Below are 26,166 nucleotides of genomic sequence, written 5' to 3'. Positions count from 1 at the left end.
AACGCGGCAAGCCTTTCAAGGTCATCATCATTGCCCTCGCACGCAAAATACTCGCCATCGCAAACGCAATCACGAGGGACAAAACAATTTTTTCACAAACGTAGAAACACAGTTGCCAGTCGGCTCAAGTTCTTGAGCTGAAAGAGTCTCTTGACCCGACGGACGTCGGGTCGCTGGATGCCCGCCACAAGGGCGAGCATGACGGAAAGTGAGGTGCCGCTCCCGCTGCGCAATCGTGTTCCGGGCTTGCCAGCAGGCTGTTAGAGCGACGGGAAACCTTTGTAGAGCTCGGCATGGCTGCCGGAATGGTTGGCCATGCCCTCCTTGGTCAGAAGTCCGGCGGGCGCGATATAGCTGCGGATACGCCGGGCCGGCCGTTCATGCCACTGGATGTTGAAGGCCCACAGTTTCGGGAAGAAGCAGAGCGAGGCATAGGGCAGGTGATCGTGGATCCACCAGGCCAGCGACTGCCAGCCGCCAAGAGTGGCGCGCCGGTCCCAGACCCAGGGAACGACAATGCAGGCCGTGGCGCCCATGCAACCATCGGCGTCGCGCATGTCCCAGATATGGTCGGCAGCACTTGCGGCATTGGTTGAGCAGTTTAGCTTTTGGCGGTTGCCGAAGTCATTGACCGAGCGGGAGCGGTAACCGGAGCGGATGTGCAGCCGCCCAAACGTCCGCTGCAGCGGTTCCAGCAACTCTTCGCAAAGCCTGGCCCCGGCGGAGATCGCCAGTTCCGGATCGTCGGGAATATTCGGCATGCCGTAGAAATCAGCGATTTCCGAATGCAGGAACTCGCGCAGAAAGAAGTTCTCCGATAGCCGCACCCGTCCCATGTCTTCCAGCGCTTTCATCGATCCCGGCTTTTTCATCGGATGCTCCTCGGTTTTGGCGAAGACTATGCTGGAGACGGGCGGCGAGCCACCCGTTTCCCGTGCGGCAGGTCTTGGGGTGATCCGCCGTCTAGCCTTCATTCCACCGCGCCTTCGTGCTAGGATTGGGCGGTCAGCAAGGGAGAGAAGCATGTCCGACGAGCAGGCAATAGGCGCAGTCGTTCACCTCTATGTCGATGGCATGGCGTTCTGCAACGAAGCGGCGCTACGCAAGGCTTTCCACCCGGACGCCAAGATCATCGGCCATTATCAGGGGGCCGTCGAATGGATGTCCCGCGACGATTTCATCGCCGCCACCCTCGCGGAACCGCCGGCCCCTCCCGGAACCCAGCCTTTGATGGATATCGAGATCACCGACATCGAGGGCGACGCCGCCTTCGTCAAGGTCACCGACGAGTTCGCCGGCATGCGGTTTAGCGATTACCTGTCGCTGCTGAAGATCGACGGTCGCTGGGTGATCGTCAACAAGCTGTTTCATCTGCACCGGTAGAGTCTGTTCGCCAAAGGTTGCGCCAGTTTTACCCTCCCCTTGAGGGAGAGGGTCGGAGCAAAGCTCCGGGGTGGGGTGAACTGCGGCATGCTCGAATCACCTGTAGCGTTTGCGGCGATCACCCACCCGCGACTGCGTCGCGACCTCCCCCCTCAAGGGGGAGGTGGAATTCCCTCTTCTCCCCAGCGGGGAGAAGGTGCCCGAAGGGCGGATGAGGGGGCGGTTCGGCATGGAGGGGCAGGCCTTCATCGCAGTGTTTTCCCAACTTTCTCAATCTCAGTTCGCCCGGTTTTGTTCTTCAAGGTGGCTTCGCCCCCCTCATCCGGCCCTGCGGGCCACCTTCTCCCCGATGGGGAGAAGAGGGAGATCGCGGCAGCTTCAACGGCCTATAGCCACGCCCGGAAAAATCCGCCGTGGTTTTTCTGATGCTGACTCGGCCGGGGCGCTGGAAAGTGCCGCAGGATAGTAAGTTTATATGACGCCTTCCGGCGCCCCGTTCGATGTCTTTTGCCGCGCTTCTCAGGTTCTTCTGCGCTTTCCCTTGTCAGGGGAAAGCCTCCAATGCCCCAGCCCGGCCGCTTATCCGCCAGGCCTTTCAATGAGACGGGGTTTAGCCCTGGACCGTCCGAAGACGGCGTGACCACCCGGCACGCCCGGTCCGCTTTCACGAACCGGAGGAGAACCGCCTTTCACGCAGCCCCGGGGATTTTGCGCGCGTTTCGCCAAACCATCCGGGCACCGGCCCCACCTCGCCGGCAACGCAAACCGGTGTATCCGTGATGAGACGGGAAGAAGTATCGCACGGGTTTTAAGCGCGGGGATTTGCGGGGATGGGGCTTTTCCGTGGGGGGCGTTTTCGCCGAGTGGACCGTCCTCGAAATGCGCCGTCATATCTGTTGCCGGTTACCCGCCACGGCGCATCTGCATCGTGAAAGCGCCCAGAGAACAGAGCCGTCGCGTGACTGGGTTCCTGTGACGGGCGCAGAAATGACGCAAGGGATAAACGCTTGAATAAAAAGGAAACTGTTGAATGGCCGCCAGGATCGTAGCTGATCATGGGCGTTGCCCGGCATGAGCCGGGGCACATCGTCCGTCATCATTTTCCGGCTTGCCGCGAGTATCCTGCCACAGCACAGGAGAGACTTGCGGCATGTGGGCTGGAAATTGATTTTGCGTGTAAGAGGCGGCGCGCTGCATCCCCGCCACGAGGGCGGGGATGAGGAGATAAGAGCAAAAAAACGGGTGGGACAGCAGCCTTGTCAGGCCCGCAGAACACCACCGGTGTTCTTCGTCACATTGGCGATGATCTTGCCGGTCAGGGCTTCGAAGTCCTCGTCGGTCAGCGTGCGGTCCGCAGGCTGGATGACGACTTCGATGGCGACCGACTTCTTGCCTTCGCCGACGGATGCGCCTTCGAAAATATCAAAGACGTTGACGCCGGTGACCAGCTTGCGGTCGGCACTCGATGCGGCTTTGAGGATCGCGCCAGCCTCAACGGTCTTATCCACCACGAAGGCGAAGTCGCGCTTGACGGCCTGGAAGGGGGAAAGCTCCAGCGCCGGCTTGGTGCGGGTGGCTTTCTTCTTCGGTTCGGGCATGGCATCGACATAGACTTCGAAGCCTGCGAGCGCGCCGGAAACGTCGAGCGCTTCCAGCACCTTCGGATGGAATTCGCCGAAGGTGCCGAGGATGATCTTCGGGCCGAGCTTGATCGTGCCGGAACGGCCCGGATGATACCAGGACGGGCCGCCGGCTTCGAACTGGACATTGCCCATCGGCACGCCGCAGGCTTCGAGAACGGCAATGGCGTCGGCCTTGGCGTCGAACACGTCGACCGGCTTGCCACCACCCTTGGCGGCGTTCGACCACGAGCGGCCGGCACCGGCAAGCGATGCCGTGCCACGGCGGATACCGCCGGCCACGCGGCGCTGTCCGGTGGGCGTGTCGTTCTCATAGGTGCCGGAGACTTCGAAGATCGCCACGTCGCCAAAGCCCTTGTCGGCATTGCGCTGGGCGGCGGTCAAAAGACCGGGCAGCAGCGATGGGCGCATGTCGGACATGTCGGCTGCGATCGGGTTTGCCAGCGACAACGAAGGTGCACCGCCACCGAACAACTCGACCTGCGCCTTCGAGATGAACGACCAGGTGACGGCTTCGAGCATGCCGCGGGCGGCCAGCGACCGCTTGGCAAGCCGGGTGCGGATCTGCAGGCTCGTCAGGATCTTGCCATTGACCGCGCCAAGGCTTTCGATCGGTTCAGGCTTGATATTATCGACGCCATGGATGCGCATGACTTCTTCGACGAGGTCGGCCTTGCCATCGACATCCGGCCGCCAGGAGGGAACGGAAACCGAGACGCGCTCGCCGGAGCCTTCAACGCCGAAACCGAGGCCCTTGAGAATCGAGATGCTCTCTTCCGAGCTGACCTCAAGACCCGTCAGGCGCTTCACCTCGGAAACCGGGAAATCGACGATCTTGGCCGTGTAGCCGGCATAACCGGTCACATAGGTCTTGGCCGCGGTACCGCCGCAGATATCGAGGACCAGCTGGGTGGCGCGTTCGAGGCCTGCAACCATATATGCGGGATCGACGCCGCGCTCGAAGCGGTAGCGTGCATCGGTGATGATGCCGAGTGCGCGACCGCTCTTGGCGATGTTCATCGGGTCCCAGAGGGCCGATTCGATCAGCACATCGACAGTGTTCTCGTCGCAGCCGGAATGTTCACCGCCCATGATGCCGCCGATCGACTCGATGCCGTCCTCGTCGGCGATGACGACGTTAGCCGGCGAAAGAGTGTATTCGCGCGTATCGAGCGCCAGCACCTTTTCGCCTTCGATGGCACGGCGGACGGTGAGGTTGCCCTTGACCTTGGCGGCATCGAAGACGTGCAGCGGTCGGCCCTGGTCGAAGGTCATGTAATTGGTGACATCGACGAGTGCATTGATCGGGCGAAGGCCGATGGCGAGCAGGCGCTGCTGCATCCATTTCGGGCTCGGGCCGTTCTTGACGCCGCGCACGAGACGCAGAGCAAAGCCCGGGCAGAGATGACTGTCTTCGCCAAGGTCATGCGTGACCTTGGTGGTGGTGTCGCCTTCGACCTTGAAAGTCGGCGCCGTCGGGGCCTTCAAAGTGCCGAGGCCGGAGGCGGCGAGATCGCGGGCAATGCCGTAGATCGAGGTGCAGTCCGGGCGGTTCGGCGTCAGGTTGATCTCGATCATCGGATCGTCCAGCCCGGCATAGGCGGCAAAGCTGGTGCCGACGGGCGCATCTTCCGGCAGGTCGATGATGCCGTCATGGCTATCCGACATCTGCAACTCTTTTTCCGAGCACATCATGCCGTGGCTTTCGACGCCGCGGATGGTGCCGACGGCGAGTGTCACGTCGATGCCCGGAACATAGGCACCGGGAGCGGCGAAAGCGCCGACAAGGCCGGCCCGCGCATTTGGGGCGCCACAAACGACCTGGATCGGGGCGCCCGTGCCGGTATCGACCATCAGCACCCGCAGCTTGTCGGCTTGCGGATGCTTTTCAGCCGAGACGACCTTGGCGATGACGAAGGGTTTGAACGCGGCCTTGTCATCGACGTCCTCGACTTCGAGCCCGATCGACGTCAGGCGCGCGCAGATCTGTTCAAGGGTAGCATCCGTTTCCAGATGGTCTTTCAGCCAGGAGAGTGTAAATTTCATTGTCCACCTGTTCTCAAATAATCAGCGTTCCAGCACTTCAATGACGCGGAAGCGTTCGCAAAGAAGGTCCATGTCGGGAGAAAAGCCGCCGTTGCGCCGGAAGTAGGTTTCGTGTGCTTCGCGCCAGAAAGACAGGGACCGGTCGCCTTCTCCTTCGTCATGGGCAAAGGCGGCATCAACCTCGTCAAAGCGACGATAGGTCAGCTCGATCGTTTCGACGACGGCCGCTGCCCGGGCTTGCCCGTCCAGAACCACGTCGTGCCGCCCCAGTTGCGGCATAGGCTCCTTGCCATCACCGTAATCCTGTGGCCGGCTGCACGTCGCGGTTTTTCGGCCTTCAAGCACAAGCGCCAGCAATTCGTCGGCAAGCGCCGGAGAATCGCCGAAACTAAAGGCTACCAAGCCTTTGAGGCGTGCTGGAAGGTCTGTCACGTGCTTAACCCGCCAAACAGGGTCGGCATATCGAGCGGGCGAAAACCGTAGTGGCTCATCCAGCGGACATCGGCATCGAAGAAGTTACGCAGGTCCGGCATGCCGTATTTTAGCATGGCGATGCGGTCGAGGCCCATGCCCCAGGCAAAGCCCTGGTAGACATCGGGATCAAGGCCGCCGGCGCGCAGCACATTCGGGTGGACCATGCCGCAGCCGAGGATTTCCATCCAGTCGGTGCCTTCGCCGAACTTGACGATCGGGCCGGAGGAGCGGTCGCACTGGATATCGACCTCGAAGGACGGCTCGGTGAACGGGAAGAACGACGGGCGGAAGCGCATCGTCACGTCATCGACTTCGAAGAAGGTCTTGCAGAATTCTTCGAGAATCCAGCGCATGTTGGCGACGTTCGACTTGGTATCGACGACGAGGCCTTCGACCTGATGGAACATCGGCGAATGGGTGGCATCGCTGTCCTGGCGGTAGGTCTTGCCCGGAATGATGATACGGATCGGCGGCTTCTGCGTCTCCATCGTGCGGATCTGTACCGGCGAGGTATGCGTGCGCAGGACCTTGCGCTCGCCGTTTGCGTCCGGATTGAAGAAGAACGTGTCGTGCATTTCGCGGGCCGGATGACCTTCGGGGAAGTTCAGCGCGGTGAAATTGTAATAGTCGGTCTCGATATCCGGGCCTTCGGCGATCGAGAAGCCCATGTCGGCGAAGATCGCGGTGATCTCGTCGATGATCTGGCTGATCGGATGAATGCGGCCGCGCTCAGCCGGGGAAGAACGCACCGGCAGCGAGATATCGACGGTTTCGCGGGCCAGCCGTTCGGCAATCGCCGCGTCCTTCAGGTCGGACTTGCGGGCGGTAATCGCGGCAAAGACATCGGTCTTCAGCGCGTTGATCGCGGCACCGCGCGTCTGGCGTTCTTCCGGCGTCATGGTGCCGAGCGTCTTCAGCAGCTCGGAGATCGAGCCCTTCTTGCCGAGTGCGTTGACGCGCACGGCTTCGATCGCCGCTTCGTCACCGGCAGCGGTCACTTCGGCCAGCAGATTGTCTTTCAGTGCTTCCAGATCGGACATCGTTTATTTCCCGGTTCCTTGCCGTGATCGGTCAAAGAAAAACCCGCGCCAGCCGAGCCAGCGCGGGTTTCCCAACTAATATCTAAAAGGCTTGGGAAGCGCTGGTCTTAACGAACCGCGCTTTCAAACTCGTTCTTGGTGCCGGCGTCCTTGAGGTAATCCAGCGCCTTCTTTGCAGCAGCGATCAACGCGCCGAATGCTTCCGGCTCATGGATAGCCATGTCGGACAGAACCTTGCGGTCGACTTCGATGCCAGCCTTCGACAGACCGTCGATGAAACGGCCGTAGGTCAGGCCATTTTCACGAACGGCAGCGTTAATGCGCTGGATCCAGAGAGCGCGGAAGTTGCGCTTGTTGACCTTGCGGTCGCGGTAAGCGAACTGCTTCGAACGATCCACGGCTGCCTTGGCAGCGCGGATGGTATTCTTGCGGCGGCCGTAGAAGCCCTTGGCTGCCTTGAGTGTCTTCTTGTGCTTGGCGTGGGAAGTTACGCCGCGTTTTACACGTGCCATGATATGATCTCCTTAAAATCCAAAGTGCCAGAAGTCTTAGAGACCGTTGGGCAGGTAGTTCTTGATGACCTTCTTGCCATCGGGCTCGGCCAGAACCATCGTTCCGCGCGCGTTGCGAATGAACTTGTTGGACCGCTTGATCATGCCATGGCGCTTGCCTGCGGCAGCTGCCATCACCTTGCCGGTTGCGGTGATCTTGAACCGCTTCTTGGCCGAGGATTTCGTCTTCATCTTGGGCATTTTGCTACTCCATTTTTCTTGATTTCGAGATCGACTGACGAGGTCGTCTCCAGCGTAAAAGAACGGCCACGGCATGCCCTGCCGGACCGTTCGGACGGGGGCTTGTAACCGAAGCGCCCGCAAAGTGCAATGGGATTCAGGATAGTACCCGATATTTCCCATTTTCCGAGCTCGGAATGAAATAGCCGCCAGGCAGGCGGCTTTCATCAGGTCCGGCCTGAAAACGAGGCGCTTACCTCGGAGCCAGAACCATCATCATCTGACGGCCTTCCAGCTTCGGCTCGGCTTCGACCTTGGCGATTGCCGTGGTGTCTTCCTTGACCTGGAGGAGCAGTTTCATGCCCAGCTCCTGGTGTGCCATTTCACGGCCGCGGAATTTCAGGGTCACCTTGACCTTGTCGCCTTCTTCGAAGAAGCGGTTCATCGCGCGCATCTTGACGTCATAGTCATGCGTGTCGATATTCGGACGCATCTTGATCTCCTTGATCTCGATGATCTTCTGCTTCTTGCGTGCCTCGGCGGCTTTCTTCTGCGTTGAGTATTTCAGTTTGCCCAGATCAAGGATCTTGCACACCGGCGGTTCCGCGTTCGGCGAGATCTCGACGAGGTCGAGGCCCAGTTCTTCCGCCATGCGGAGCGCCTGTTCTGTGGGAATGCTGCCGTGGTTTACACCTTCGGCGTCGATGAGCTGAACCCGGAGGGACCGGATTTCCTTGTTAGAGCGGGGCCCGTCTTTGACAGGGGCGTCCGTTTTGAACGGTCTGCGAATGGTCGTACTCTCCTCGAGCTGTTTCGAATGCAATATCGGTTCATAGCGCTTTGTCCCGGCAAAATGCCGTCCAACTGCCGCTTGGTCTTCATGTGTAAATTGCTGCGGAAAAGTCAATAACACAGCTCTTCACGAAAATCACCACCTGTCAGGCATTCGGAGAATCTGTTTTAGAAAGAAAATCAGCGGGAAGCGCTTTAGAATAGGGAAAATAGCATGTCATTGCCAATGTCGAACGCCGATCCGGACATGCTTGAAGTCGGCACCGGCAGCGAATCGCGCCGCATCGCCATGCGTATCCTGCCGGCAAAGAACGGCAATGGCTTGCCGACCTTGGTCTGGCTGGGCGGCTACCGCTCGGACATGACCGGCACCAAGGCCGTCGAGCTGGAGCGGCATGCGGCTGATTTGGGTTCCGCCTGCATCCGCTTCGATTATTCCGGTCATGGCGCCTCGGGCGGTGCCTTTACCGACGGGACGATTTCCAGGTGGCTGGAGGAAAGTCTCGCGGTCATCGATCATGTCGGCCCGAAACGCATGGTGCTGGTCGGCTCGTCGATGGGATGCTGGGTGGCGCTCAGGCTGATTGCCGAACTGCGGGCTCGCGGCGAAGGCGCAAAAATTGCCGGTCTCGTCTTGATCGCGCCGGCCCCGGATTTCACCAGCGACCTGATCGAGCCGAACCTTTCGGACGCCGAACTGACATCGCTGACCGAGCGCGGCTATTTCGAAGAGCCGACGCCCTATGGCCCGGATCCGAACATCTTCACGGCGCGGTTGATCGAGGATGGACGGACAAACCGGGTGCTGACCGGTATTATCGAGACCGGCTGCCCGGTGCATATCCTGCAGGGCATGCGGGATCCCGATGTTCCCTATGGCCACGCCCTGAAGCTGATGGAGCATCTGCCCTCGGATGATGTGGTGATGACGCTCATCCGCGATGGCGATCACCGCCTGTCGCGGCCGGAGGATATCGAGCGGATTCTGACCGCCGTGGATGCCATGCTGGCCGTCTGAAAGCCGTAAAACCCCACTGGGACAGGCTCGGCCGGGCATTTTAACCATATCCGGCGATCCCCAAATCTGCAGATTGACTTCGTTTCGGCCGCGCTGTTAACTCTTTGTTAACGATTAGAGCGGCGCGCGGCGGGGTATCACCGCGAAAGCTGACCAGAGTTTTCAAGCTTCGCGGGGATTCTTCAGAAATGTTTCGGAAGAAAACCGCGCCACAGGGGACTTGCATGGCGCAGTTGATGGGCATCCGGAAAATGGTCGTGGCACTTGCGGCTGTTTTCGCTTCGGCAGGCGCTGCAATCCCGGCGCCGTCTGCAACCGCACTGTCGATGCAGACCGGCGCCATCACCTCGCAGCCGATCGGTCATTACGAATTCTGCCAGACCCATCGTCCGGAATGCGAGATCAAGACCAAATCGACGGTAGCACCACGCGTCACCGATTTTGGCTGGTCGGTTATCCGCCAGGTCAATCTCGCCGTTAACAGCGAAATTACCCCGATGACCGACATGGACCTGTTCGGCAAGGACGAAGTCTGGGCCTATCCGGATGGTGCCGGCGATTGCGAAGACTTTGTTCTTCTCAAGCGCAAGCGCCTGATGGAGAAAGGCTTCTCTCCGTCTGATCTGCTGATCACCGTTGTCCGCAAGCCAGACGGCGAAGGCCATGCCGTTTTGACCGTGCGCACCGCACAGGGCGACTTCATCCTCGATAACCTCGAAAATGACGTGAAGATCTGGAGCAAGACGCCCTATCGCTTCCTCAAGCGCCAGGCATCATTCAACACGGGCCGCTGGGTGACGATCGAGAACGGCGCGGAAGTGCTGGTCGGTTCGGTCGGGAACTGATAGCCGCCAAACATGGATTTGAAGAAGGGCGCGACCTCATCAGGTCGCGCCCTTCTTCCGTTTTGATCAGCCTGGGTTCGCTGGCAACACCTGCCCGACATCGATCCGGTTGCCGTCCGGATCTTCAAAGACAAAGGCCCGAAGACCATAGTCCTTGTCCTGGAGGCCTTTGATGATGCGCAGTCCATGGCTCTGGCAAATCGCATGCAGTGCATCGACATCCCCCACCATCATGTGCGCCACGTTGAAGTCTGCGGCCCTGTGACCCGGTTGCAGGGTCAGATGCAGTTCGGCCCGATCCCGCTCAAGGATCATGAAGCCGACCGGATTGCCGTTTTGGAAGGTTTTCCGGAAACCGAGGACGTTGACGTAGAAGTCATGGGCTTTGCCCATGTCCTTGACTGGGAGCATGGCGGCAATTCGCCCGAAGCGAATGCCGTGATCGGCGATGTCATCCATCGCTTCACCTCAGATTTGGGAGATTCCGGGAAGCCAGCGGGCGGTGCCGCATGAGGCCCGTACTCCGTTTTTCGATCGATGAGACGGTGCTCACGCCCTTTAGCCTGTAACAGGAAAACCCTGAGCGGCAAAGTGCTTCGCTCAGGCATTACCGATCAAAACACCCGCAGCCAGCACCAGCCCACCACCGAGAACCACCTGGAAGGCCGCGCGCAGGAACGGGGTTTCCATATACTTGTTCTGGATGAAGGCGATGGCCCAGAGTTCGAAGAAGACGATGATGCCGGCGGTGATCGTCGCCGTCCAGAAGTGCGGGATGAGATAGGGCAAAGCGTGGCCGAGGCCGCCGAGGGTCGTCATAATGCCGCAGGCGAGACCGCGCTTGAGCGGTGAGCCACGGCCGGAAAGCTTGCCGTCGTCATGCGCTGCTTCGGTAAAGCCCATGGATATGCCGGCGCCAACGGATGCGGACAGGCCAACCAGGAAGGTCTGCCAGGTGTCCTGCGTGGCAAAGGCGGCAGCGAAGATCGGCGCCAGCGTCGAGACCGAGCCGTCCATCAGTCCCGCAAGACCCGGCTGCACATAGGTCAGCAGGAACTGGCGGTGCGCCGCCTCGTCTTCTTTCTTGCGCGCGCCTTCCGGCACGTGCTTGTCCGTCAGCATGCGGGCAATATCCTCATGGCCCTGTTCGGCCAGTGCCAGATCGCCCAGCAATTGCCGGGTTGCCGCATCGGATGTGTTCTTGCCCGCCTCGACATAGAAATTATACGCTTGCGTTTCCATCTCTTCCGCCTCGCGCCGCATGGCGTCGAGCGACTGGTTATGGCGCAGCCAGTCCGGCTTGCGGGTGAGGAAGCCTTTGACATGTTCGCGCCGGATCAGGGGAATGCGTTCGCCGAACCGGCGGCGGTGCATGTCGATCAGCATGGTCTTGTGGGCGTTTTCCACCTCGCCCATGTCCTCGAAGACCTTGGCTGAATCCGGATACCTGTCTTTCAGCGCGTCGGCATAGGCAAAATAGATGCGGGCGTCGTCCTCTTCGGATGAGATGGCGAGTGCCAGAACTTCCTGTTCGGACAGTGAGGACAGCGGACGCTTGGAGCGCGAAAGCAGGTGGGAAAACATGATGCAATCAACCTAGTTTAGAATAATTCTAAATTTAAGACTGCTTCACGCGAAGGTCAACCCCGAACCGGTAGTGTGACTCGACAGGTGGCCGGATAAATTCCTACATAAACAGCAGGATGAACGCCCGAAAGAAGGCTGCTGTCGTATGAACCCGCTTCTGACCAGCAAGGACACGCTTCTCGATCGCATCGGCATGGCGATGGCAGGAAGGCTGACGGCCCGGACCTCGGGCTACGAACCTTACACGCCATCCGACCCCGAAACGCTGGCCCGGACGTTGCGGCCGGGAGATATCCTGCTGATCGAGGGCAATCACAAGATTTCCAACACGATCAAGTATCTCACCCAATCGACATGGTCGCACGCGGCCTTTTTCGCCGGCGACGAAATCCCGCTGACGCTCGATCAGGCAACGCTCCCCATTATCGATCGACCGCAGCTCATCGAGGTCAATCTCGGCGAGGGCTGTGTTGCGGTGCCACTCAGAAAATACTGCACCTACAACACCCGTATCTGCCGGCCTGTCGGGCTGACGCCGGATGATCGTAATGCGGTCCTGTCCTTCATGATCTCAAGGCTCGGCCTGAAATACGACATGAAGAACATCTTCGACATGCTGCGTTATTTCATGCCGACACCGCCGGTGCCGGTGCGCTTTCGACGCCGTATGCTGGCCTTCGGGTCAGGGGACCCGACGCGCGCCATCTGCTCGACGTTGATCGCACAGGCTTTCGAGCAGATCCGCTATCCGATATTGCCGGAGATTACCCGCGCACCCGGCCGGGCGTCGGCGACATCGACCTATTCACGCGCCGAAATCCTGCATATCCGCCATCATTCGCTCTACACGCCGCGCGATTTCGATCTCTCGCCCTATTTCGCCGTGGTGAAACCGACGCTGGAATACGGCTTCGACTACAAGCGGCTGCAATGGCAGGGCGATGACGAACAGGCATTCATCGAGAAAACCAGCTCGTCATAGGGTGATATTCAGCGTCTGTTCGCGCACGATATAGGCCTTTTGCCGGTCGGTGATGTAGTCACGCACGATGGGGGCAGCATCGCGGCTCCGCGACAACTGCATGTGAAACACCAGCTGGCTGCCGGTGCGGAACATCATTTCGCAGCTGACCAAATAGAATTCCCACATGCGGGCAAAGCGTTCGTCATACATTTCGACGACCTTGTCGCGGTTCTTGTCGAAGCGCTCGACCCAATGCTTGAGCGTCGTCGCATAGTGGACGCGCAGGAATTCCAGATCACTCACCCACAGGCTGTTGCGCTCCACCACTTCGAAAACCTCGGAAAGGGCGGGCGAATAGGCGCCGGGGAAGATATATTTGCGCAGCCAGGCGCTGGCCATGCCGGGCGGGCTCATATGGCCGATCGAATGCAGAACCGCGATGCCGTCGTCCGGCATCAGCGTGTTCAGCTTCTTGAAGAACTCGTCATAGTGGCTGACACCGACATGCTCGAACATGCCGACCGAGACGATGCGGTCGAAGGTCTCGTTGACCTCGCGGTAGTCGCGCAGTTCGAAGCGGACGCGGCCTTCCAGCCCGGCATCCTTGGCGCGCTGTGTCGCCAGCGCCTGCTGCTCCTTGGAAAGGGTAACACCGAGCACTTCGACGTCTTCGAGCTGGGCGAGATAGAGCGCCAGATCCCCCCAGCCGCAGCCGATATCGAGCACTTTCATGCCGGGCCTGAGGCAAAGCTTGGAGGCGAGCAGCCTCAGCTTGTTGCGCTGAGCCTGCTCCAGCGTCTCGTCCGGTTCGCGGAAATAGGCGCAGGAATAGAGCATGTGCTCGTCGAGGAAGAGTTTGTAGAATTCGTTGCCGAGGTCGTAGTGATGGGCGACGTTGCGCTGGGCCTCGCCCTTGACGTTGGATTGCTGGCGCTTGCGGAAACGCATCTTGATGGCGCGCAGCACCTTCTGGATCGGATAGGAGCCGAGCGACAGCCGGTTGATCGAGAACAATGTCAGGAAATCGCGTAAGTTCGAGCCGTCCTCGAAGCGCAGCGTTCCATCCATATAGGCCTCGCCGGCGGCCAGTTCGGAATTGAAGACGAGGGTGCGGTAGAGCTTGCGATCGGTCAGCCGCATGGTCACTTCCGGACCCGGCTCACCCTTGAAAACATGCGGTTTGCCATCGGCGTCGATGACGGTCAGCTGGCCCTTGCGAATGAAAGCTTTCATCATATGCGATAGTGGAAACATGCACACCTCGATGGAAAAAGCGACGCTTGCGGAGCATCACTCTATCACCGGGTTTACAAAAAGCGCGCCCATAATTCTGGCTTTATGAACGGCCGGTGGCGGTGGCGCCGGCGCTGGCGGCAACGACGAGAACGGTGCCGGTGATCTGCAGGTAGGTCATCGGCTGGCTCAGCACCAGAAAGCCGGCAAGGGCGCCAAGCGCGGGCTCAAGGCTCATCAGGATGCCGAAAGAGGATGTGCTCATCCGGCGCAGCGCGATCATTTCCAGCGCATAGGGGATCAGCGGCACAAGCAGCGCCAGACCGGCGATCGTCACCACACCTTCGGCCGTCATGCGCGGCGCATCGATCAGCCCGAAAGGCGTGGCGACGATTGCCGCGACGATCAGCGACATGGAGAGGCCCTGCAGGCCTTCAAAGGCGTTTCCGGCCTTCTTCATCAGGATGATGTAAAGCCCCCAGCCGGTGGCCGCACCGAAGGCAAAGAGAATGCCGGTGGAATCGCCGATCCAGCCATTGCCGTCATGCGCCAGAAGCAGCACGCCGGCACCGGCAATCAGCGGCCAGACCAGCCGCCAGCCGAGGCCGAAGGCGAAGGTGGCAACCGCGAGCGGGCCGAGGAAGTCGATGGCGACGGCGAGACCGAGCGGAATGCGTTCGATCGCCGCAAAGAAACACAAGGTCATTCCGGCCATGCAGGCGCCGAGCAGCCCCGCCATCCGCCATTGAGCCCGCGAGTAGCGCAGGATCGGCGGACGCACGATAATGGCCAGCAGAGCGGCGGCCCAGACGAGCCGTAGCCAGGTGGTGCCGAACGGACCATAGGCGGCAATCGCCGGCGCCGACAGCGCCGAACCGAACTGCACGCTCGACATCGACAGCAGACACATCAGCCCGCCGGTCAGCGCAGCCGTGGTGCCGGTGTCCGGCAGCGTTGTCGCGGGCGGAACGATGCCTTCGGTTGCATGGGCTGGTGCCGTTGCCTGTTGATCCAAGACGTCCTCCTCCAGAGGCGATGCCGATCTCGCTCCGAACGGCTCTATCGAATGCAGAGCCCTCCGGCAAATTCATATTTGTGGGGGTTAACATAAGGGTATTTGATAATGCTCACGGAGCAGCCCGGAACATATTGGCGCTCAGCCCGTTATCTGTTGCAGCAACAACTCTGTTTTAGCGAGGGCAAACACATGGACGTCAACGGCGTAGGCTGGATCGCGGCAATCATCATCGGCGGCTTTGCCGGATGGATGGCAGAACAGTTCATGAAATCCAACATGGGCCTGTTCATGAATATCATTCTCGGCATTGTCGGCGCCATCGTTCTCAATGCCATCCTTGCCTTTGCCAACATGGGTTTCAACGGCTGGCTCGCCTATCTGGTCATCGGCTTCATCGGTGCCTGCATTCTCATCGCGGTTGGCCGCGCCGTTCGCCGATAAATCTTCCAAAGGAGACGATCATGCTGACATTCGCAGCCGAAGGCAGTGGCCATGGCCAGCTGGAAATCAACGGCAATTCGCAGCCGGTTTCCTATGAACTTATAGAGGCGCGCGAAGAAGACGATAGCCGTCAGGTCCGTATTCGTCTGAACGCACCGCGCGACTGGCTGCTGAAACAGGGTTTCAACGGCGAAGCGGTCCTCGTCCGCGACAATGGTTCACGCATCGCGGTGCGCCGCGAAGGCGGGCTGGCTGTTGATGACAGCGTTTACGTAACGCTCGAAGGGTACGACGACACCCCTAGCGACGCAGAGGAAGTGTCGGAGATCTACCCGGAATTGAAGCACTAACTCTCACTTATTGCATAACGAAAACGGGCGCGGTTTGAAACCGCGCCCGTTTTTCATTCCGGCACCAAGAATCAATCCTTGGCGCGTTCGACGTAGGATGCGTCTTCCGTCAGGATGACGACGCGGGTGCCGACGCCGATATGCGGCGGAACCATGGTGCGCACGCCATTCGACATGATCGCCGGCTTGTAGGAAGACGATGCTGTCTGGCCCTTGACGACCGGCTCGGTCTCGACGATTTCCAGCGTCATGCGGGTCGGCAGTTCCAGCGCCAGCGCCAGGCCTTCGAACATCTTCAGCTGAACGGACATGCCTTCCTGGAGATAGGCTTTGTCGTCGCCGACGACATCAGGCGAAACGGCAACCTGGTCGTAGTTCTGCGGGTTCATGAAATGGAAGCCTTCGCCATCTTCGTACAGGAAGGTGTGCTCGCTATCTTCGACAAAGGCGCGCTCGACCTGCTCGGTGGTGCGCCAGCGTTCGGAAACCTTCACGCCATCGGAAATGCGGCGCATATCCACCTGGGTCACAGGCGTGCCCTTGCCGGGATGAAAGTTCGCGGCGGTCAGAACGGCATAGAGCTTGCCATCGACTTCGAGAACATTGCCCTTGCGGACTGAGGAGGCGATTACCTTGACCATAAGTCTTCCTTGTAACTGAGCGGGATGCGTCGTAGAGGAGCGCACGAAATATGCGCGTCACAGACGCCAGAATGCGTTTTCGGGCCGCACCTATCCTATATTTGGGTAAATTGCCAGTGTGACGGCGGATCAGGCTCGAAGAAACCCGTGCAACCACCGTAAAATATCGACTGCCCGAGAAAACGGAAACACGACTTTCATGCCTGCTGCCTCTCCCTGGTGGACGCCAGACGTCCATGCCGACCGCCGTGGTTTCCTGATCGGCCGCAACCGCATTCAGGCTGCCTTGCGCGGTTTTTTCGCTGCGCGCGATTTCATCGAGGTGGATACCGCGACCCTGCAGGTATCGCCCGGCAACGAGGCGCATCTGCATGCCTTTGCAACGCAGGCTATTCATCTTGATGGCAGCACCGCACCGCTCTATCTCCATACCTCGCCTGAATTTGCCTGCAAGAAACTGCTTTCGGCCGGTGAGGAGCGCATCGCCTGCTTTGCCCATGTCTATCGTAACCGCGAGCGCGGGCCGCTGCACCACCCGGAATTCACCATGCTCGAATGGTACCGGGCCGGCGAGACCTGCGAAGCGCTGATGCGCGACTGCGCCGATATTCTCGGTCTGGCAGCCGAAACGGTGGGGGCAAAGCAGCTGACCTATCGCGGCGCGCTGGCCGATCCGTTCGTTGAGCCGCAGCGCATCACCGTTGCCGAGGCATTCGCGCAGTTCGCGGGCGTCGATCTTCTCTCCTCGATCGATCCGAGCGGCGAAACCGACCGGGAAAGCCTCGCCGGAACGCTTCGCGCCGCTGGCCTGCGGGTTGCGGATGATGATACCTGGGCGGATATGTTCAGCCGGGTGATCGTCGAGAAGGTCGAGCCCAATCTCGGCTTTGGCCGCGCGACGATCCTTTATGAATATCCGGTCGCCGAGGCAGCGCTGGCGAGGCCTACGCCGCATGATCCGCGCGTCGCTGAACGGTTCGAGCTCTATGCCTGCGGCGTCGAACTCGCCAATGCCTTTGGCGAACTGACGGATGCGAGCGAACAGCGCCGCCGCTTCGGCATGGAGATGGCGGAGAAGAGCCGCGTCTATGGCGAAACCTATCCGCTGGACGAGGACTTTTTAAAGGCGCTTGAGATCATGCCGCAGGCCAGCGGCAGCGCGCTCGGCTTCGACCGGCTGGTGATGCTGGCAACCGGCGCCTCGCGGATCGATCAGGTGATCTGGGCTCCGGTGGCGGACACCGAGCTGTTGCGTGAGGGTCGCAAGTGACAGCACTTCGTTCCTTGAAAACGATCGATGATCTGCAGGACGCGGGCCTGGTTTCCGTCGATCGGCGCGCCGGGCTGGATAATGTTGCCGCCCGTTATGCGGTGGCCGTCACGCCGGCGATCGCAGCTCTGATCGATCCCAGCGACCCCAATGATCCGATTGCCCGGCAGTTCATCCCCGATGCGGCGGAGCTATTGCGCTTGCCGGAAGAGCGCGAAGACCCGATTGGTGACGGCGCCCATAGTCCCGTCGAGGGCATCGTTCATCGGTATCCGGATCGCGTGCTGTTGAAGGCCGTGCATGTCTGCCCGGTCTATTGCCGCTTCTGCTTCCGCCGCGAAATGGTCGGGCCGCAGGGGCTCGGCACGCTTGCATCGCAGGCGATGGACAATGCATTTGCCTATATCGCCGAACATCCGGAGATCTGGGAGGTCATTCTCACCGGCGGCGATCCGCTGGTGCTGTCGCCGCGCCGGCTGGCGTCGATCATGGAACGGCTGGCATCGATAGAGCATGTGAAGATCGTCCGTTTTCACACCCGCGTGCCGGTCGTCGAGCCAGAGCGCGTCGATGACGTCCTGATCGCAGCGCTCAAGGCCAGCGGCAAGACCACCTATCTGGCGCTGCACGCCAATCATCCGCGCGAATTGACCGCCGAGGCCCGCGCCGCCTGCGCCCGGCTGGTCGATAGCGGCATCGTCATGGTCAGCCAGTCGGTGCTGCTCAAGGGTGTCAATGACGATCCGGAGACGCTGGCTAGCCTGATGCGTGCCTTCGTCGAAAACCGAATCAAACCCTATTATCTGCATCATCCAGACCTTGCACCGGGAACCAACCACTTCCGGCTGACCATCAAGGAAGGGCAGGCGCTGGTCGCCTCCTTGCGCGGCCGTGTCTCCGGTCTCTGCCAGCCCGCCTATATCCTCGATATCCCCGGCGGCCACGGCAAGACGGTGATCAGCGCCTCGACCATCGAGGATAATGGCGGCGGCTGTTATACGGTTTCGGATTTCCACGGCGAAGAACACGCCTATCCACCGGCATCGGCCGGGAAACAGCCTCTTTAAAGACGGATTTTGCCGAACAGGGCACTGAGTTCCGATTGCCGGCCGGTACCGGTTTTCTGGAATATCGACCGTATATGGCTTCGAACGGTCTCATAGCCGATGCCGTGCTGGCCGGCGATATCGACGGCACTCATGCCGCTAGCGACAAGCAGGGATATCCGCGTTTCCGCCGGTGTCAGGTCGAACAGTGCCATCAGCGTTTCCGGCTTCAGGCGTATCTCTTCGTCCGGATCCTCGATCAAGGCCATGGCGCAGGAATGGGAGAAAACGTCGGCGAGTTGGGTGCCAAAGCGTTCAAAGCGAACGATGAGCGGCCGTTTGCCGGGGCGGGATAGACGAACGGCGGACACGGTATCGGTGGTGGCCCTTTTTGCCTGCAGCACGGTTTTGAGCGCCCGGTTGAAGTGCGCCGTTTCAATTGCAGAGCTTACCCGCAACTCGCCGCGCGAAATGCGCAGGTCACCGGTAAACAGCGCTTTGGCTTTCGGATTCGCCAGCGTGATAAAGCCTTTCCGGTCAAAGAAGATACAGCCGATACGGGAGGTTTCGAAGGCGGCCGCCATGCCCATGACTTTGCTGGCGTCAACATGTTGAGCAAGCTGTAACGCGGCGATAAGCCGTGTCCGGATCGCGTGGAAATGGACTGCTTCCTCCGCCCGCGGAGGAGCTTCTGCCAGGCTATTCTGGAAGACGAGATAGAGTTCGTCCTTGGCTGAGGAGAGATCCAAAAGGACACAATCGGCAATGCCGTGTTTTCTCATGAGCTTGTAATAGTCGTGCCGCTCGAACTGTTCCTTTGAAATGATGTCGGTTTCGAGGACCACGCCGGCACGGCGCACCGGCGGCAGAAGTTGCTGCGCACGAAAGTCCCGCGAGCCCCATTCTTCGCGAACATACCCTTCGAGGAAGTCTTCAAGGTTTTCCGTGCTCAGCGTTGCACCGAATACACCGCGTCCGTTCGGCTCGGCGATCGTTGCGCCCAAAGCTCCGCTGGCCCTGCTGATAGCTTCGATTGCCGGAAGCCAGAGTGAAGGCTCAAAAATTGCAGCCTGAACCTGTTCAAGAGCTTCGGAGAGGAGTTCGGCGTTAACGCGCATTCGAATCTGCTCATATTCGTAATAACCAACTTTAGGTTTACTTTTCTCCTCTCGTCAATGGTGTGAAGGCAGGGTCTCGCCGGCGGAACTGGTCCTATTTTGGTTCTGTCGTGGTTTGAGCTGGATTCTGCGCACAAAAAAGCCGGCCACTGGCAGTGACCGGCTTTTTGATATCGTAGGCGGGATCAGCCCTGTTTGATCGGCGCGATCGAGATTTCGACGCGGCGGTTCTGGGCGCGTCCTGCCGGGCTGCCATTCGAAGCGATCGGCCGGTCGGGGCCGTAGCCGACGGCCGACATGCGGCGCTGGTCGACGCCCTGCGAGCCAAGATAATTGGCGACCGAGATGGCGCGCCGTTCCGAAAGGTCCTGGTTGTGGCTGGCGCTACCGGTTGAATCCGTATGGCCATCGACATCGATCAACGTCTTGTTGAACTTGCGCAGCACGATCGCGACCGAGTTCAGCGTCGGATAGGCCCTGGGGCTCATCTGGTCCTGATCGGTGGCGAAGGTGATATTCTCCGGCATGTTGAGAACGATGCGGTCGCCAACGCGGGTGACCGAAACACCGGTGTTCTGCAGCTGTGCGCGCAGTTCGGATTCCTGGCTGTCCATGTAGTTGCCAATCAGGCCGCCACCGAGCGCGCCGATGCCGGCGCCGACAAGAGCGGCGTCGCGGCGTCCGGCAGAGCTGCCACCGACCAGAAGGCCGGTTGCTGCACCCAGCCCCGCACCGATCAGCGCGCCACCGGCGGTGTTCGACATTTTCTGCTCGCCCGTATACGGGTCGGTCGTGGTGCAGCCGGAAAGATAGATTGCGGCGATGGCCAGAACGGCAATTTTCTTCATCATGGAATCACGGGTCCCCAAAAGATCTACTCTGCTTCATACTACCGATTGCGGCAGGAAGATGAAGATCAAGCCTTTTGGGAAATCAACTTTCTGTTTCAGCCCATGGTGCACCGTCATGCCTTTGCTTTCGAACCGGGCAAGCCGGCAGGGTTTGCCCACCCGCCCGGTGCGCAATCACTACATTGCCGGCAAAACGGCGATGTCGCGAAGCGCGCCTGCCGAGCCGGTAATCTCGCCCGCCGCCGTGGCCGCGCCCGTTTCCAGGTTGACCGTGTAGAGCTTGGTGCCATTGGCAAGCCACGCCGTATTGGTTCCATCCGCCGTGGTCTGGATGTCGAAGGCGAAGGCCGGAGCTCCGCCGTCGATGCCGAGCTTGCCGATTGCGGCCAGCGTGCCGTCATTCGGTTTGGTCTGCTTGATCAAGGCGCCGATCGTCGCGTCGATATTGTACATCCCGGTCTTTTCCGGCTTGCCGTGGGAATTGATGTAGGCGGCAGCGACGATGTTCGGCGTTTCGCCCTTGTGCATGTCGCCGTCCTCGTAAGCGAGCTTGCCATCGACGGTGACTTCGCCCGTATCGGGATGGACGCGGTGATTGGTCGTGCCGGTCATGAAGCGCAGCCGGTCGGCCATCGGGTTGAAGTCCACCACCACCGCCGCATCGTCGATTGGCAGCGGCGTATTCATCTTGGCAACATCGCTTGCTGCACCCGTTTCAAGATCGATGGTGACGATCCGGCTGTCCGGCGTCACGCCGATCACGGTCTTGTTGGAGGGGCGGAAATCGATGCCGGCGAGGCTGTCGACGCCGGTAACGTCCATCGTCCTGGTGACTGCCGGATTGGCCGTGTCGAACAGAACGAGCGTCTTGTCTCCGGTCAGGCCGAGAACCGGCGCAGCAAACCCGATGCCGCCGCTGGTAAACAGGACCGTGGAGGCGATCAATGCAGTCTTTATGGTCTTCATTCGAAGTCTCCTTGTTGTCTGAAATCGTCACAGGAGGCGATCCATGTGAAGCCGCCTTCCAACCGGTAGACACACGGGAAGCAGGGTTTGGATGCACTGGTGGAAAATTAATTTTCCTGAACTGCATCCGCAGGTCGCCCTTGCGGGTAAAACGCCTATGTTGACCCTCAAACAACGGCATTTGACGGAATTGATACAACTGGAAGGCCGGGTAACGGGCCTTGGGAACAGTGGGAGCGGAATGCAGGAGCATCAGGAGATATTGGCGGACGCACTGGCCGGTTGCGCCAAGGGCGATCGCAATGCGCTGCGGACGATCTTCGAGCTCGAAGGCGCGCGGCTTGTGGCCGTTGCACAGCGTATCCTGCGCCGGCGTGACCTCGCCGAAGATGTCGTGCAGGAAGCCTTCATCCAGATCTGGACCAAGGCCGGCCAATACGCGCCGGATCGTGGATCGGCGCGCGGCTGGATTTATGCCATCGCCCGCAACCGGGCGCTCAATCTGGTGCGCGACGGCAAGCGGCTGGAATTCACCGAGCCGGACAATCTCGCCGATCTGCACGATGCCGAACACATGGATCACGCAACCAATGTCTGGGCTGATCTCGACCGTCAGAACCGGTTGCGCGCGTGCCTGTCGCGGCTCGACGAGACCAAGCGCCAGAGCATCCTGATGGTCTATATATCCGGCTATACCCATGGCGAGATCGCCGGCCGGCTGAAAGTACCGCTCGGCACCGCCAAGGCCTGGGTTCGCCGTGGGCTGACCTCGCTTCGGGAGTGCATGGCATGAGCGCCGGCAAGCAGGATATCGACGAACTGGCCGACGAGTATGTGCTGGGCCTTCTGGATGCGGCCGATCACGCCCGCGTCGAAGTGGAGATCGAAACCGACGCTGCTCTTCGCGCCGCCGTCGCCGCAAGCCGCGATCGTTTTCTGGCGCTGGATCTTCTGGCAAAGCCAGGTCCCGAACCGGATGGCCTGTGGGGCCGCATTGCTGCAACGCTGGACGAGCCAAAGGCCGGTGTCACTGCGGGTCTTGCCCAACCGGCGCCGGCAAACGACAACAGCAGTTCCGTATGGCGCCGCACGGCCCTTGGCGGCATTGCGGCATCGCTGCTTCTGGCGGTTGGTCTGGGCTGGAGCCTGCTGTCGCAGCCGGAGCCGCGCGTGGTAGCCGTGCTTCTGAATGCAGCGGGAGAGCCACAGGCAATTGTCGAGGATTTCGGCAATGCGTCGGCGCGCGTGATGCCGCTTGTCGATTTCGAAGTTCCAAAAGGCCGCACCATGCAGGTGTGGACGCTTCCTTCCAAGGATCTGGGGCCGGTGTCGCTGGGGCTTTTGCCGCGTTCGCAGGAAATCGTTCTTGCCGGTCCCGTACTGCCGCAGCCGCAGGAAGCGCAACTCTACGAGATTACCATCGAGCAGGCCGGCGGCTCGCCGACAGGCCGGCCAACAGGGCCTATCCTGGTCAAGGGTTTTGCAAAGATGCCGCGCTGAATTGTCTGAAGGCTGGCGGGCGCTCCGGTTGGGCGCCCGCGCGGCCGATGATCGGCTATTCGGTCAGATCGATTTCTTCGGTGTTGCCGCCCGTGCAGGTGTAGCAGCAATCGGTGCAGGTTTCGCCATTGTCCGGACCGGTGCCCCAATAGGTCGACTTGTCGCCGGAAATCCAGGCGCCGTAGCAGATCTTTTCGCCCTGATCGCAGGACAGCGGGATTTGCTTGGTTTCGCCGTCATCCAGCAGGTAAACCTGGTTGTTGCCCGGCCAGACATGGTCGCGATCCTGGCTGTAAAGTTCGACTTCGACGGCATTCGGATGGCTGTTTTTCATCTCGAAGGTGACGTCGGCAGCTGAGCCAACGGAGACGCCGCGGAGAAGCATGGCGATGGAAAGCGCGGCCAGACCCGCGCGCTGAAGAATGGTTTTCATGGGTTCCCCTTAAGAATATCGGCCTTGCGGCAGTACATCAGCTAGCACGAAGATAAGGGGTGCGGAATGGGCGGATCGGCCGGAAAACGTGGTTTTTTCAGCGCGGTATGGCCATTTTTGGTGACAAGGATAGGTGGAGCCCTGCGTGTTTTCGGCGCGTCAATCCGCAGCCAGTGATTTGTAGAAGAACGTCGAGCCGCAATAGCTACCATCCGGCATCAGGGCGTATTGCGGAATAACGCCGACGCGCTGCCAGCCGAACCTCTCGTAAATACCTTCCGCCGGGCTTCCGGTTGCCGTGTCGAGCACCAGAACATGCCGTCCATGCTTGACCGCGGCGTCTTCGGCAGCGTCCATCAGCAGGCGCGAAAGCCCGAGACCGCGGGCCTTGCGGTGGACGAGCAGCTTCTTCAGGTCGGCGCGATGCGGCTGGTTCGGCATCGTGCCGATACCGAGCTGCACCGTGCCAAGGATTTCGCCGTCCTTCTCCGCCACGATCAGTACCGTGTTGCCTTCGGTGACCGCCTGGGCAACCCCTTGCCAATAAGGGGCCGCATCCTGCGGTGTATAGGGTGACATGAACCCGACGGAAGCGCCACCCTCGACGCAATCGGACAGGATGTCGGCAAGCGCGGGCAGGGCGGCCGTGGTTTCGGAGGGGGTAAGCGTGCGGATGGTAATCTTGGACATCGGGATTAGACTTTGCTGCGGTTGAGAATGATGGCGTAGCGTGCCGGCTTGCCATGGGGATTGTGAAAGATGTGGGCCTCGGCAAGCCGCATGAACAGGCAGTCGCCGGCCTCCAGCACATGCGTCTCTTCGCCGGCGGTCATGGTCAGCTTGCCCTCAAACAGCCAGAGATGCTGCGTCAGCCCGGCGTCGAACTGCTGTTGCTCGAACACCACGCGGGCACCCGGCGGAAACTCGACCTCGACGATATCGACCGGCGAACCGGTGCCATCGGGTGAGACAGAGCGGCGCCGATAGCCGGTTTCGGGATCGCGCCAGATCCGCTGGTCGTTCCTGCGCGAGAGCGGATCTTCAGTGTTTTCGCCGTCTGCGAAAAATCGCGACAAGGTCGTGCCCAATGCACTGCAGAGCCGGGCAAGAAGCTGGGCGGTCGGACTTGCTTCGCCACGTTCGATGCGCGAGATCATCGCCCGGCTGACGCCGGCACGGGTGGCGAGCTCGTCGAGCGTCATCGACTGAGCCAATCTCAGCGCCCTCATCCGGGCGGCAATATTCGTTTCGAAACCGTTTGAATTTTCCATTATAAGAGAATTAATTGTTCTTATAGTGGAGTCAACGGAAATTGCTGGTCCCTTGAAATAAAGTCGGCCTATGCCGTTTTGGCGACATTCAAATTCGACGCAACCGGATAGAGTGCGATTTCGTGAGGCGGCTGAGGAAATCGCCTTGCGATCAATATCTTAGTGAAGACTTGAACAGGCGGCGGCAGTGCCGCCTGTTGCGGGCTTGAGAGGGTGAATGGCGGCGATAGAAGGAATCCGGTCCGAACAGCCGCGCGCATCCGTGCTGTCGATCGCCAGCATCGTTGCCTCCATGGCCTGTGTCGGCATCGGCAATGGCATGATGTTCGCCTATGTGCCTTTCCTTTTGGCGAAGGGCGACAGCCCGCCCTGGGTTGCCGGTGCTGCGGTCACGGCCCTTGCCTTTGGCGGTCTCGCCGGCTGCGTCGTTGCCGGACCGATGATCCGCAGGGTCGGCCATGCACGGGCGTTTTCCTGCTCGATGGCGCTGGTTCTGCTGTCGGCCTTTTTGATCGCGCTCGGTTTTCATCCGCTGCTCTGGGTGTTCGCGCGCGGCGTCTATGGTGCGGCGGGCAATATCAATTTCATCATCTCGCTCAGCTGGCTCAACCATGCCAGCGCCAACAGCTGGCGCGGCAAGGCGATGTCGGTATTCTACATGGTCTATGTCATCGCCATTGGCGCTGGCGCCTGGCTGTTCGGCCAGATTCCGGCAGATGGCAATCTGGCACCGCTGCTCACCATCTTCTTCACCACCATGGCGATCCTGCCGATCGGCCTGACCCGCCTGCCCAATCCGCCGCCGCCAGCCAAAGTCAGCGTCGATGTGCCGATGGTCTGGCGCAACTCCCCCGTCGCCTTCGTCGGCGTTCTTGCTGCCGGTGGGCTATCCATGGCCGTGCAGGGTTTTACCCCGATCTATGCGGCCGCCAATTCGGTCAGCCAGGGCGATGTGGCGCTGTTGATGCTGGTCATGCAGTTCGGGCTGATCTTCATCCAGTATCCGATGGGCGTGCTGTCGGACCGGATCGACCGGCGCATCGTGCTGATCCTGGTCTGCCTGCTGATTGCCGCCGCCGCCCTCGTGGCGCTCTCCGTCTCGTTTGCCAACCTGATCCTGTTGATGCTGGTCTTCGCCGTTTTTGCCGGTGCCGTCGAAACCGTCTATTCGATTGCCAATGCCCATGCCAACGATCGCACCGCCCCCGCCGATTTCGTGCCGCTCGCCTCGACGCTTTTGATGTGCTGGTCGATCGCCGCCACGATCATTCCCTTGTCGATCACGCTGCTGACGCCGGTCTTCGGCCCGAAGACCTTCATCTATGCCGCCATGGGCACGGCGCTCGCCTACGCAGCCTTCGTGGCCGTGCGGCTCAAATTCCGCGAAACGGTGCCGCCGCACCTGCGCGAGAATTTCGAGATGAAGAGCGCGCAGATGCCGAATGCCGGTGCGATGGTCGAGGGCGATCCGGTTGCGGGCGATATCCGGCAATTATAGTGAACAAAGC

Annotated in this window: 29 protein-coding genes; 11 read left to right on the top strand and 18 right to left on the bottom strand. The window is 60.4% G+C overall.

All coding sequences use genetic code 11. The features are described 5' to 3' along the window. Positions 1-260: 260 nt before the first annotated feature. Positions 261-872 carry a hypothetical protein gene (locus ACP7E0_RS11315; RefSeq protein WP_426124932.1) on the bottom strand — a complete coding sequence of 204 codons (612 nt, stop codon included), beginning with the start codon at positions 870-872 and terminating at the stop codon, positions 261-263. Between the two features lie 151 nt (positions 873-1,023). On the opposite strand from ACP7E0_RS11315, the gene ACP7E0_RS11310 reads away from it, so the two are divergent. After that, complete coding sequence (locus ACP7E0_RS11310; protein ID WP_426124930.1) at positions 1,024-1,383, top strand: nuclear transport factor 2 family protein; 360 nt, start codon at positions 1,024-1,026, stop codon at positions 1,381-1,383. Positions 1,384-2,642: 1,259 nt separating this feature from the next. Here the strand turns inward: ACP7E0_RS11310 and pheT are convergent. The 6 genes from pheT to infC all read right to left on the bottom strand — a co-directional run bounded on the left by pheT (position 2,643) and on the right by infC (position 8,104). Next, complete coding sequence (pheT, locus tag ACP7E0_RS11305) at positions 2,643-5,069, bottom strand: phenylalanine--tRNA ligase subunit beta (RefSeq protein WP_426124929.1); 2,427 nt, start codon at positions 5,067-5,069, stop codon at positions 2,643-2,645. Between the two features lie 21 nt (positions 5,070-5,090). Beyond that, positions 5,091-5,501 carry an ASCH domain-containing protein gene (locus ACP7E0_RS11300; RefSeq protein ID WP_426124928.1) on the bottom strand — a complete coding sequence of 137 codons (411 nt, stop codon included), beginning with the start codon at positions 5,499-5,501 and terminating at the stop codon, positions 5,091-5,093. Next, positions 5,498-6,583 carry a phenylalanine--tRNA ligase subunit alpha gene (gene pheS / locus ACP7E0_RS11295; protein ID WP_426124927.1) on the bottom strand — a complete coding sequence of 362 codons (1,086 nt, stop codon included), beginning with the start codon at positions 6,581-6,583 and terminating at the stop codon, positions 5,498-5,500. The genes ACP7E0_RS11300 and pheS overlap by 4 nt, the downstream gene beginning before the upstream one ends. 107 nt (positions 6,584-6,690) lie before the next feature. Beyond that, positions 6,691-7,095 (bottom strand): 50S ribosomal protein L20, encoded by a 405-nt coding sequence (gene rplT / locus ACP7E0_RS11290; protein WP_113314659.1) that lies wholly within the window; start codon positions 7,093-7,095, stop codon positions 6,691-6,693. 36 nt (positions 7,096-7,131) lie between these two features. Continuing rightward, the gene (gene rpmI, locus ACP7E0_RS11285; RefSeq protein WP_113314658.1) at positions 7,132-7,335 is read right to left on the bottom strand and encodes a 50S ribosomal protein L35; all 204 of its coding nucleotides are present in this window, start codon (positions 7,333-7,335) and stop codon (positions 7,132-7,134) included. 232 nt (positions 7,336-7,567) lie between these two features. After that, entirely contained in the window at positions 7,568-8,104 is a 537-nt protein-coding gene (gene infC, locus ACP7E0_RS11280) for a translation initiation factor IF-3 (protein ID WP_113245492.1), read from the bottom strand. Positions 8,105-8,320: 216 nt separating this feature from the next. Here infC and ACP7E0_RS11275 point away from each other — a divergent pair, with 216 nt between their 5' ends. After that, positions 8,321-9,124: an alpha/beta hydrolase gene (locus tag ACP7E0_RS11275; protein ID WP_426124925.1), complete on the top strand. Its 804-nt coding sequence runs from the start codon at positions 8,321-8,323 to the stop codon at positions 9,122-9,124. A gap of 224 nt (positions 9,125-9,348) precedes the next feature. After that, positions 9,349-9,969, top strand: coding sequence for a transglutaminase-like cysteine peptidase (locus ACP7E0_RS11270; protein ID WP_426124924.1), 621 nt, complete (start codon positions 9,349-9,351; stop codon positions 9,967-9,969). A 66-nt stretch (positions 9,970-10,035) separates the two neighbouring features. On the opposite strand, the gene ACP7E0_RS11265 is transcribed toward ACP7E0_RS11270, so the two are convergent. Both ACP7E0_RS11265 and mbfA read right to left on the bottom strand, forming a co-directional pair. Next, on the bottom strand, positions 10,036-10,428 hold the full coding sequence (locus tag ACP7E0_RS11265; protein ID WP_426124922.1) for a glyoxalase superfamily protein: 393 nt from the start codon (positions 10,426-10,428) through the stop codon (positions 10,036-10,038). Between the two features lie 141 nt (positions 10,429-10,569). Beyond that, a complete protein-coding gene (gene mbfA / locus ACP7E0_RS11260; RefSeq protein WP_426124921.1) occupies positions 10,570-11,553 on the bottom strand; it encodes an iron exporter MbfA in 984 nt (327 codons plus the stop codon). 148 nt (positions 11,554-11,701) lie between these two features. On the opposite strand from mbfA, the gene ACP7E0_RS11255 reads away from it, so the two are divergent. Beyond that, positions 11,702-12,538, top strand: coding sequence for a lipo-like protein (locus tag ACP7E0_RS11255; protein ID WP_426124920.1), 837 nt, complete (start codon positions 11,702-11,704; stop codon positions 12,536-12,538). Here ACP7E0_RS11255 and ACP7E0_RS11250 read toward each other — a convergent pair. Beyond that, positions 12,533-13,774, bottom strand: a complete 1,242-nt coding sequence (locus ACP7E0_RS11250; protein ID WP_426124918.1) for a class I SAM-dependent methyltransferase — start codon at positions 13,772-13,774, stop codon at positions 12,533-12,535. The genes ACP7E0_RS11255 and ACP7E0_RS11250 overlap by 6 nt on opposite strands. Positions 13,775-13,856: 82 nt before the next feature. Beyond that, entirely contained in the window at positions 13,857-14,663 is an 807-nt protein-coding gene (locus tag ACP7E0_RS11245; protein ID WP_426124955.1) for an EamA family transporter, read from the bottom strand. Positions 14,664-14,960: 297 nt separating this feature from the next. Here ACP7E0_RS11245 and ACP7E0_RS11240 point away from each other — a divergent pair, with 297 nt between their 5' ends. Then, positions 14,961-15,212: a GlsB/YeaQ/YmgE family stress response membrane protein gene (locus ACP7E0_RS11240; protein WP_426124917.1), complete on the top strand. Its 252-nt coding sequence runs from the start codon at positions 14,961-14,963 to the stop codon at positions 15,210-15,212. 20 nt (positions 15,213-15,232) lie between these two features. Next, positions 15,233-15,562, top strand: a complete 330-nt coding sequence (locus ACP7E0_RS11235) for a hypothetical protein (protein ID WP_426124916.1) — start codon at positions 15,233-15,235, stop codon at positions 15,560-15,562. A 71-nt stretch (positions 15,563-15,633) separates the two neighbouring features. Here ACP7E0_RS11235 and efp read toward each other — a convergent pair whose 3' ends face one another. Next, positions 15,634-16,203, bottom strand: coding sequence for an elongation factor P (gene efp, locus ACP7E0_RS11230; RefSeq protein WP_113314649.1), 570 nt, complete (start codon positions 16,201-16,203; stop codon positions 15,634-15,636). Positions 16,204-16,402: 199 nt separating this feature from the next. On the opposite strand from efp, the gene epmA reads away from it, so the two are divergent. Next, positions 16,403-17,473 carry an EF-P lysine aminoacylase EpmA gene (gene epmA, locus ACP7E0_RS11225; protein ID WP_426124915.1) on the top strand — a complete coding sequence of 357 codons (1,071 nt, stop codon included), beginning with the start codon at positions 16,403-16,405 and terminating at the stop codon, positions 17,471-17,473. Then, positions 17,470-18,540 carry a lysine-2,3-aminomutase-like protein gene (locus ACP7E0_RS11220; protein ID WP_426124914.1) on the top strand — a complete coding sequence of 357 codons (1,071 nt, stop codon included), beginning with the start codon at positions 17,470-17,472 and terminating at the stop codon, positions 18,538-18,540. The genes epmA and ACP7E0_RS11220 overlap by 4 nt, the downstream gene beginning before the upstream one ends. Here ACP7E0_RS11220 and ACP7E0_RS11215 read toward each other — a convergent pair. From ACP7E0_RS11215 to ACP7E0_RS11205, 3 genes are all read right to left on the bottom strand, one after another. After that, positions 18,537-19,637: a helix-turn-helix transcriptional regulator gene (locus tag ACP7E0_RS11215; protein WP_426124912.1), complete on the bottom strand. Its 1,101-nt coding sequence runs from the start codon at positions 19,635-19,637 to the stop codon at positions 18,537-18,539. The two genes, ACP7E0_RS11220 and ACP7E0_RS11215, sit on opposite strands and share 4 nt — an antisense overlap. 185 nt (positions 19,638-19,822) lie before the next feature. Beyond that, the gene (locus tag ACP7E0_RS11210) at positions 19,823-20,488 is read right to left on the bottom strand and encodes an OmpA family protein (RefSeq protein WP_426124910.1); all 666 of its coding nucleotides are present in this window, start codon (positions 20,486-20,488) and stop codon (positions 19,823-19,825) included. A gap of 177 nt (positions 20,489-20,665) precedes the next feature. Then, positions 20,666-21,454, bottom strand: a complete 789-nt coding sequence (locus ACP7E0_RS11205; RefSeq protein ID WP_426124908.1) for a DUF4394 domain-containing protein — start codon at positions 21,452-21,454, stop codon at positions 20,666-20,668. A gap of 241 nt (positions 21,455-21,695) precedes the next feature. Between ACP7E0_RS11205 and ACP7E0_RS11200 the strand changes: the two genes are divergently transcribed. Next, positions 21,696-22,247 carry a sigma-70 family RNA polymerase sigma factor gene (locus ACP7E0_RS11200; protein WP_426124907.1) on the top strand — a complete coding sequence of 184 codons (552 nt, stop codon included), beginning with the start codon at positions 21,696-21,698 and terminating at the stop codon, positions 22,245-22,247. After that, entirely contained in the window at positions 22,244-22,954 is a 711-nt protein-coding gene (locus ACP7E0_RS11195) for an anti-sigma factor (RefSeq protein WP_426124906.1), read from the top strand. The genes ACP7E0_RS11200 and ACP7E0_RS11195 overlap by 4 nt, the downstream gene beginning before the upstream one ends. Before the next feature lie 55 nt (positions 22,955-23,009). Here the strand turns inward: ACP7E0_RS11195 and ACP7E0_RS11190 are convergent, their stop codons facing one another. The 3 genes from ACP7E0_RS11190 to ACP7E0_RS11180 form a co-directional block, all read right to left on the bottom strand. Further along, a complete protein-coding gene (locus tag ACP7E0_RS11190) occupies positions 23,010-23,387 on the bottom strand; it encodes a hypothetical protein (protein ID WP_426124905.1) in 378 nt (125 codons plus the stop codon). Positions 23,388-23,546: 159 nt separating this feature from the next. Beyond that, positions 23,547-24,077 (bottom strand): GNAT family N-acetyltransferase, encoded by a 531-nt coding sequence (locus tag ACP7E0_RS11185; protein ID WP_426124904.1) that lies wholly within the window; start codon positions 24,075-24,077, stop codon positions 23,547-23,549. Between the two features lie 5 nt (positions 24,078-24,082). Beyond that, on the bottom strand, positions 24,083-24,658 hold the full coding sequence (locus ACP7E0_RS11180) for a helix-turn-helix domain-containing protein (RefSeq protein ID WP_426124903.1): 576 nt from the start codon (positions 24,656-24,658) through the stop codon (positions 24,083-24,085). A gap of 217 nt (positions 24,659-24,875) precedes the next feature. Here ACP7E0_RS11180 and ACP7E0_RS11175 point away from each other — a divergent pair, with 217 nt between their 5' ends. Further along, positions 24,876-26,156: an MFS transporter gene (locus ACP7E0_RS11175; RefSeq protein WP_426124901.1), complete on the top strand. Its 1,281-nt coding sequence runs from the start codon at positions 24,876-24,878 to the stop codon at positions 26,154-26,156. Positions 26,157-26,166 lie beyond the last annotated feature (10 nt).

This window comes from Pararhizobium sp. PWRC1-1 (assembly GCF_049897905.1).
GTDB lineage: Bacteria > Pseudomonadota > Alphaproteobacteria > Rhizobiales > Rhizobiaceae > Pararhizobium.
Note: the sequence above shows the minus strand (reverse complement) of the source record. Positions and strands in the feature narration are given on the sequence as shown.

Excerpts from the sequence above, each read along its gene's own strand:
- ACP7E0_RS11255 (WP_426124920.1), top strand. The coding sequence starts at position 11,702 with ATGAACCCGCTTCTGACCAGCAAGGACACGCTTCTCGATCGCATCGGC.
- rplT (WP_113314659.1), bottom strand. The coding sequence starts at position 7,095 with ATGGCACGTGTAAAACGCGGCGTAACTTCCCACGCCAAGCACAAGAAG.
- ACP7E0_RS11245 (WP_426124955.1), bottom strand. The coding sequence starts at position 14,663 with ATGTGTCTGCTGTCGATGTCGAGCGTGCAGTTCGGTTCGGCGCTGTCG.
- ACP7E0_RS11250 (WP_426124918.1), bottom strand. The coding sequence starts at position 13,774 with ATGTTTCCACTATCGCATATGATGAAAGCTTTCATTCGCAAGGGCCAG.
- ACP7E0_RS11235 (WP_426124916.1), top strand. The coding sequence starts at position 15,233 with ATGCTGACATTCGCAGCCGAAGGCAGTGGCCATGGCCAGCTGGAAATC.
- ACP7E0_RS11210 (WP_426124910.1), bottom strand. The coding sequence starts at position 20,488 with ATGATGAAGAAAATTGCCGTTCTGGCCATCGCCGCAATCTATCTTTCC.
- ACP7E0_RS11275 (WP_426124925.1), top strand. The coding sequence starts at position 8,321 with ATGTCATTGCCAATGTCGAACGCCGATCCGGACATGCTTGAAGTCGGC.
- efp (WP_113314649.1), bottom strand. The coding sequence starts at position 16,203 with ATGGTCAAGGTAATCGCCTCCTCAGTCCGCAAGGGCAATGTTCTCGAA.
- ACP7E0_RS11265 (WP_426124922.1), bottom strand. The coding sequence starts at position 10,428 with ATGGATGACATCGCCGATCACGGCATTCGCTTCGGGCGAATTGCCGCC.
- ACP7E0_RS11190 (WP_426124905.1), bottom strand. The coding sequence starts at position 23,387 with ATGAAAACCATTCTTCAGCGCGCGGGTCTGGCCGCGCTTTCCATCGCC.
- ACP7E0_RS11270 (WP_426124924.1), top strand. The coding sequence starts at position 9,349 with ATGGCGCAGTTGATGGGCATCCGGAAAATGGTCGTGGCACTTGCGGCT.
- ACP7E0_RS11200 (WP_426124907.1), top strand. The coding sequence starts at position 21,696 with ATGCAGGAGCATCAGGAGATATTGGCGGACGCACTGGCCGGTTGCGCC.
- ACP7E0_RS11310 (WP_426124930.1), top strand. The coding sequence starts at position 1,024 with ATGTCCGACGAGCAGGCAATAGGCGCAGTCGTTCACCTCTATGTCGAT.
- ACP7E0_RS11315 (WP_426124932.1), bottom strand. The coding sequence starts at position 872 with ATGAAAAAGCCGGGATCGATGAAAGCGCTGGAAGACATGGGACGGGTG.
- mbfA (WP_426124921.1), bottom strand. The coding sequence starts at position 11,553 with ATGTTTTCCCACCTGCTTTCGCGCTCCAAGCGTCCGCTGTCCTCACTG.
- pheT (WP_426124929.1), bottom strand. The coding sequence starts at position 5,069 with ATGAAATTTACACTCTCCTGGCTGAAAGACCATCTGGAAACGGATGCT.
- ACP7E0_RS11180 (WP_426124903.1), bottom strand. The coding sequence starts at position 24,658 with ATGGAAAATTCAAACGGTTTCGAAACGAATATTGCCGCCCGGATGAGG.
- ACP7E0_RS11215 (WP_426124912.1), bottom strand. The coding sequence starts at position 19,637 with ATGCGCGTTAACGCCGAACTCCTCTCCGAAGCTCTTGAACAGGTTCAG.
- ACP7E0_RS11205 (WP_426124908.1), bottom strand. The coding sequence starts at position 21,454 with ATGAAGACCATAAAGACTGCATTGATCGCCTCCACGGTCCTGTTTACC.
- ACP7E0_RS11185 (WP_426124904.1), bottom strand. The coding sequence starts at position 24,077 with ATGTCCAAGATTACCATCCGCACGCTTACCCCCTCCGAAACCACGGCC.
- epmA (WP_426124915.1), top strand. The coding sequence starts at position 16,403 with ATGCCTGCTGCCTCTCCCTGGTGGACGCCAGACGTCCATGCCGACCGC.
- ACP7E0_RS11195 (WP_426124906.1), top strand. The coding sequence starts at position 22,244 with ATGAGCGCCGGCAAGCAGGATATCGACGAACTGGCCGACGAGTATGTG.
- pheS (WP_426124927.1), bottom strand. The coding sequence starts at position 6,583 with ATGTCCGATCTGGAAGCACTGAAAGACAATCTGCTGGCCGAAGTGACC.
- ACP7E0_RS11240 (WP_426124917.1), top strand. The coding sequence starts at position 14,961 with ATGGACGTCAACGGCGTAGGCTGGATCGCGGCAATCATCATCGGCGGC.
- rpmI (WP_113314658.1), bottom strand. The coding sequence starts at position 7,335 with ATGCCCAAGATGAAGACGAAATCCTCGGCCAAGAAGCGGTTCAAGATC.
- ACP7E0_RS11175 (WP_426124901.1), top strand. The coding sequence starts at position 24,876 with ATGGCGGCGATAGAAGGAATCCGGTCCGAACAGCCGCGCGCATCCGTG.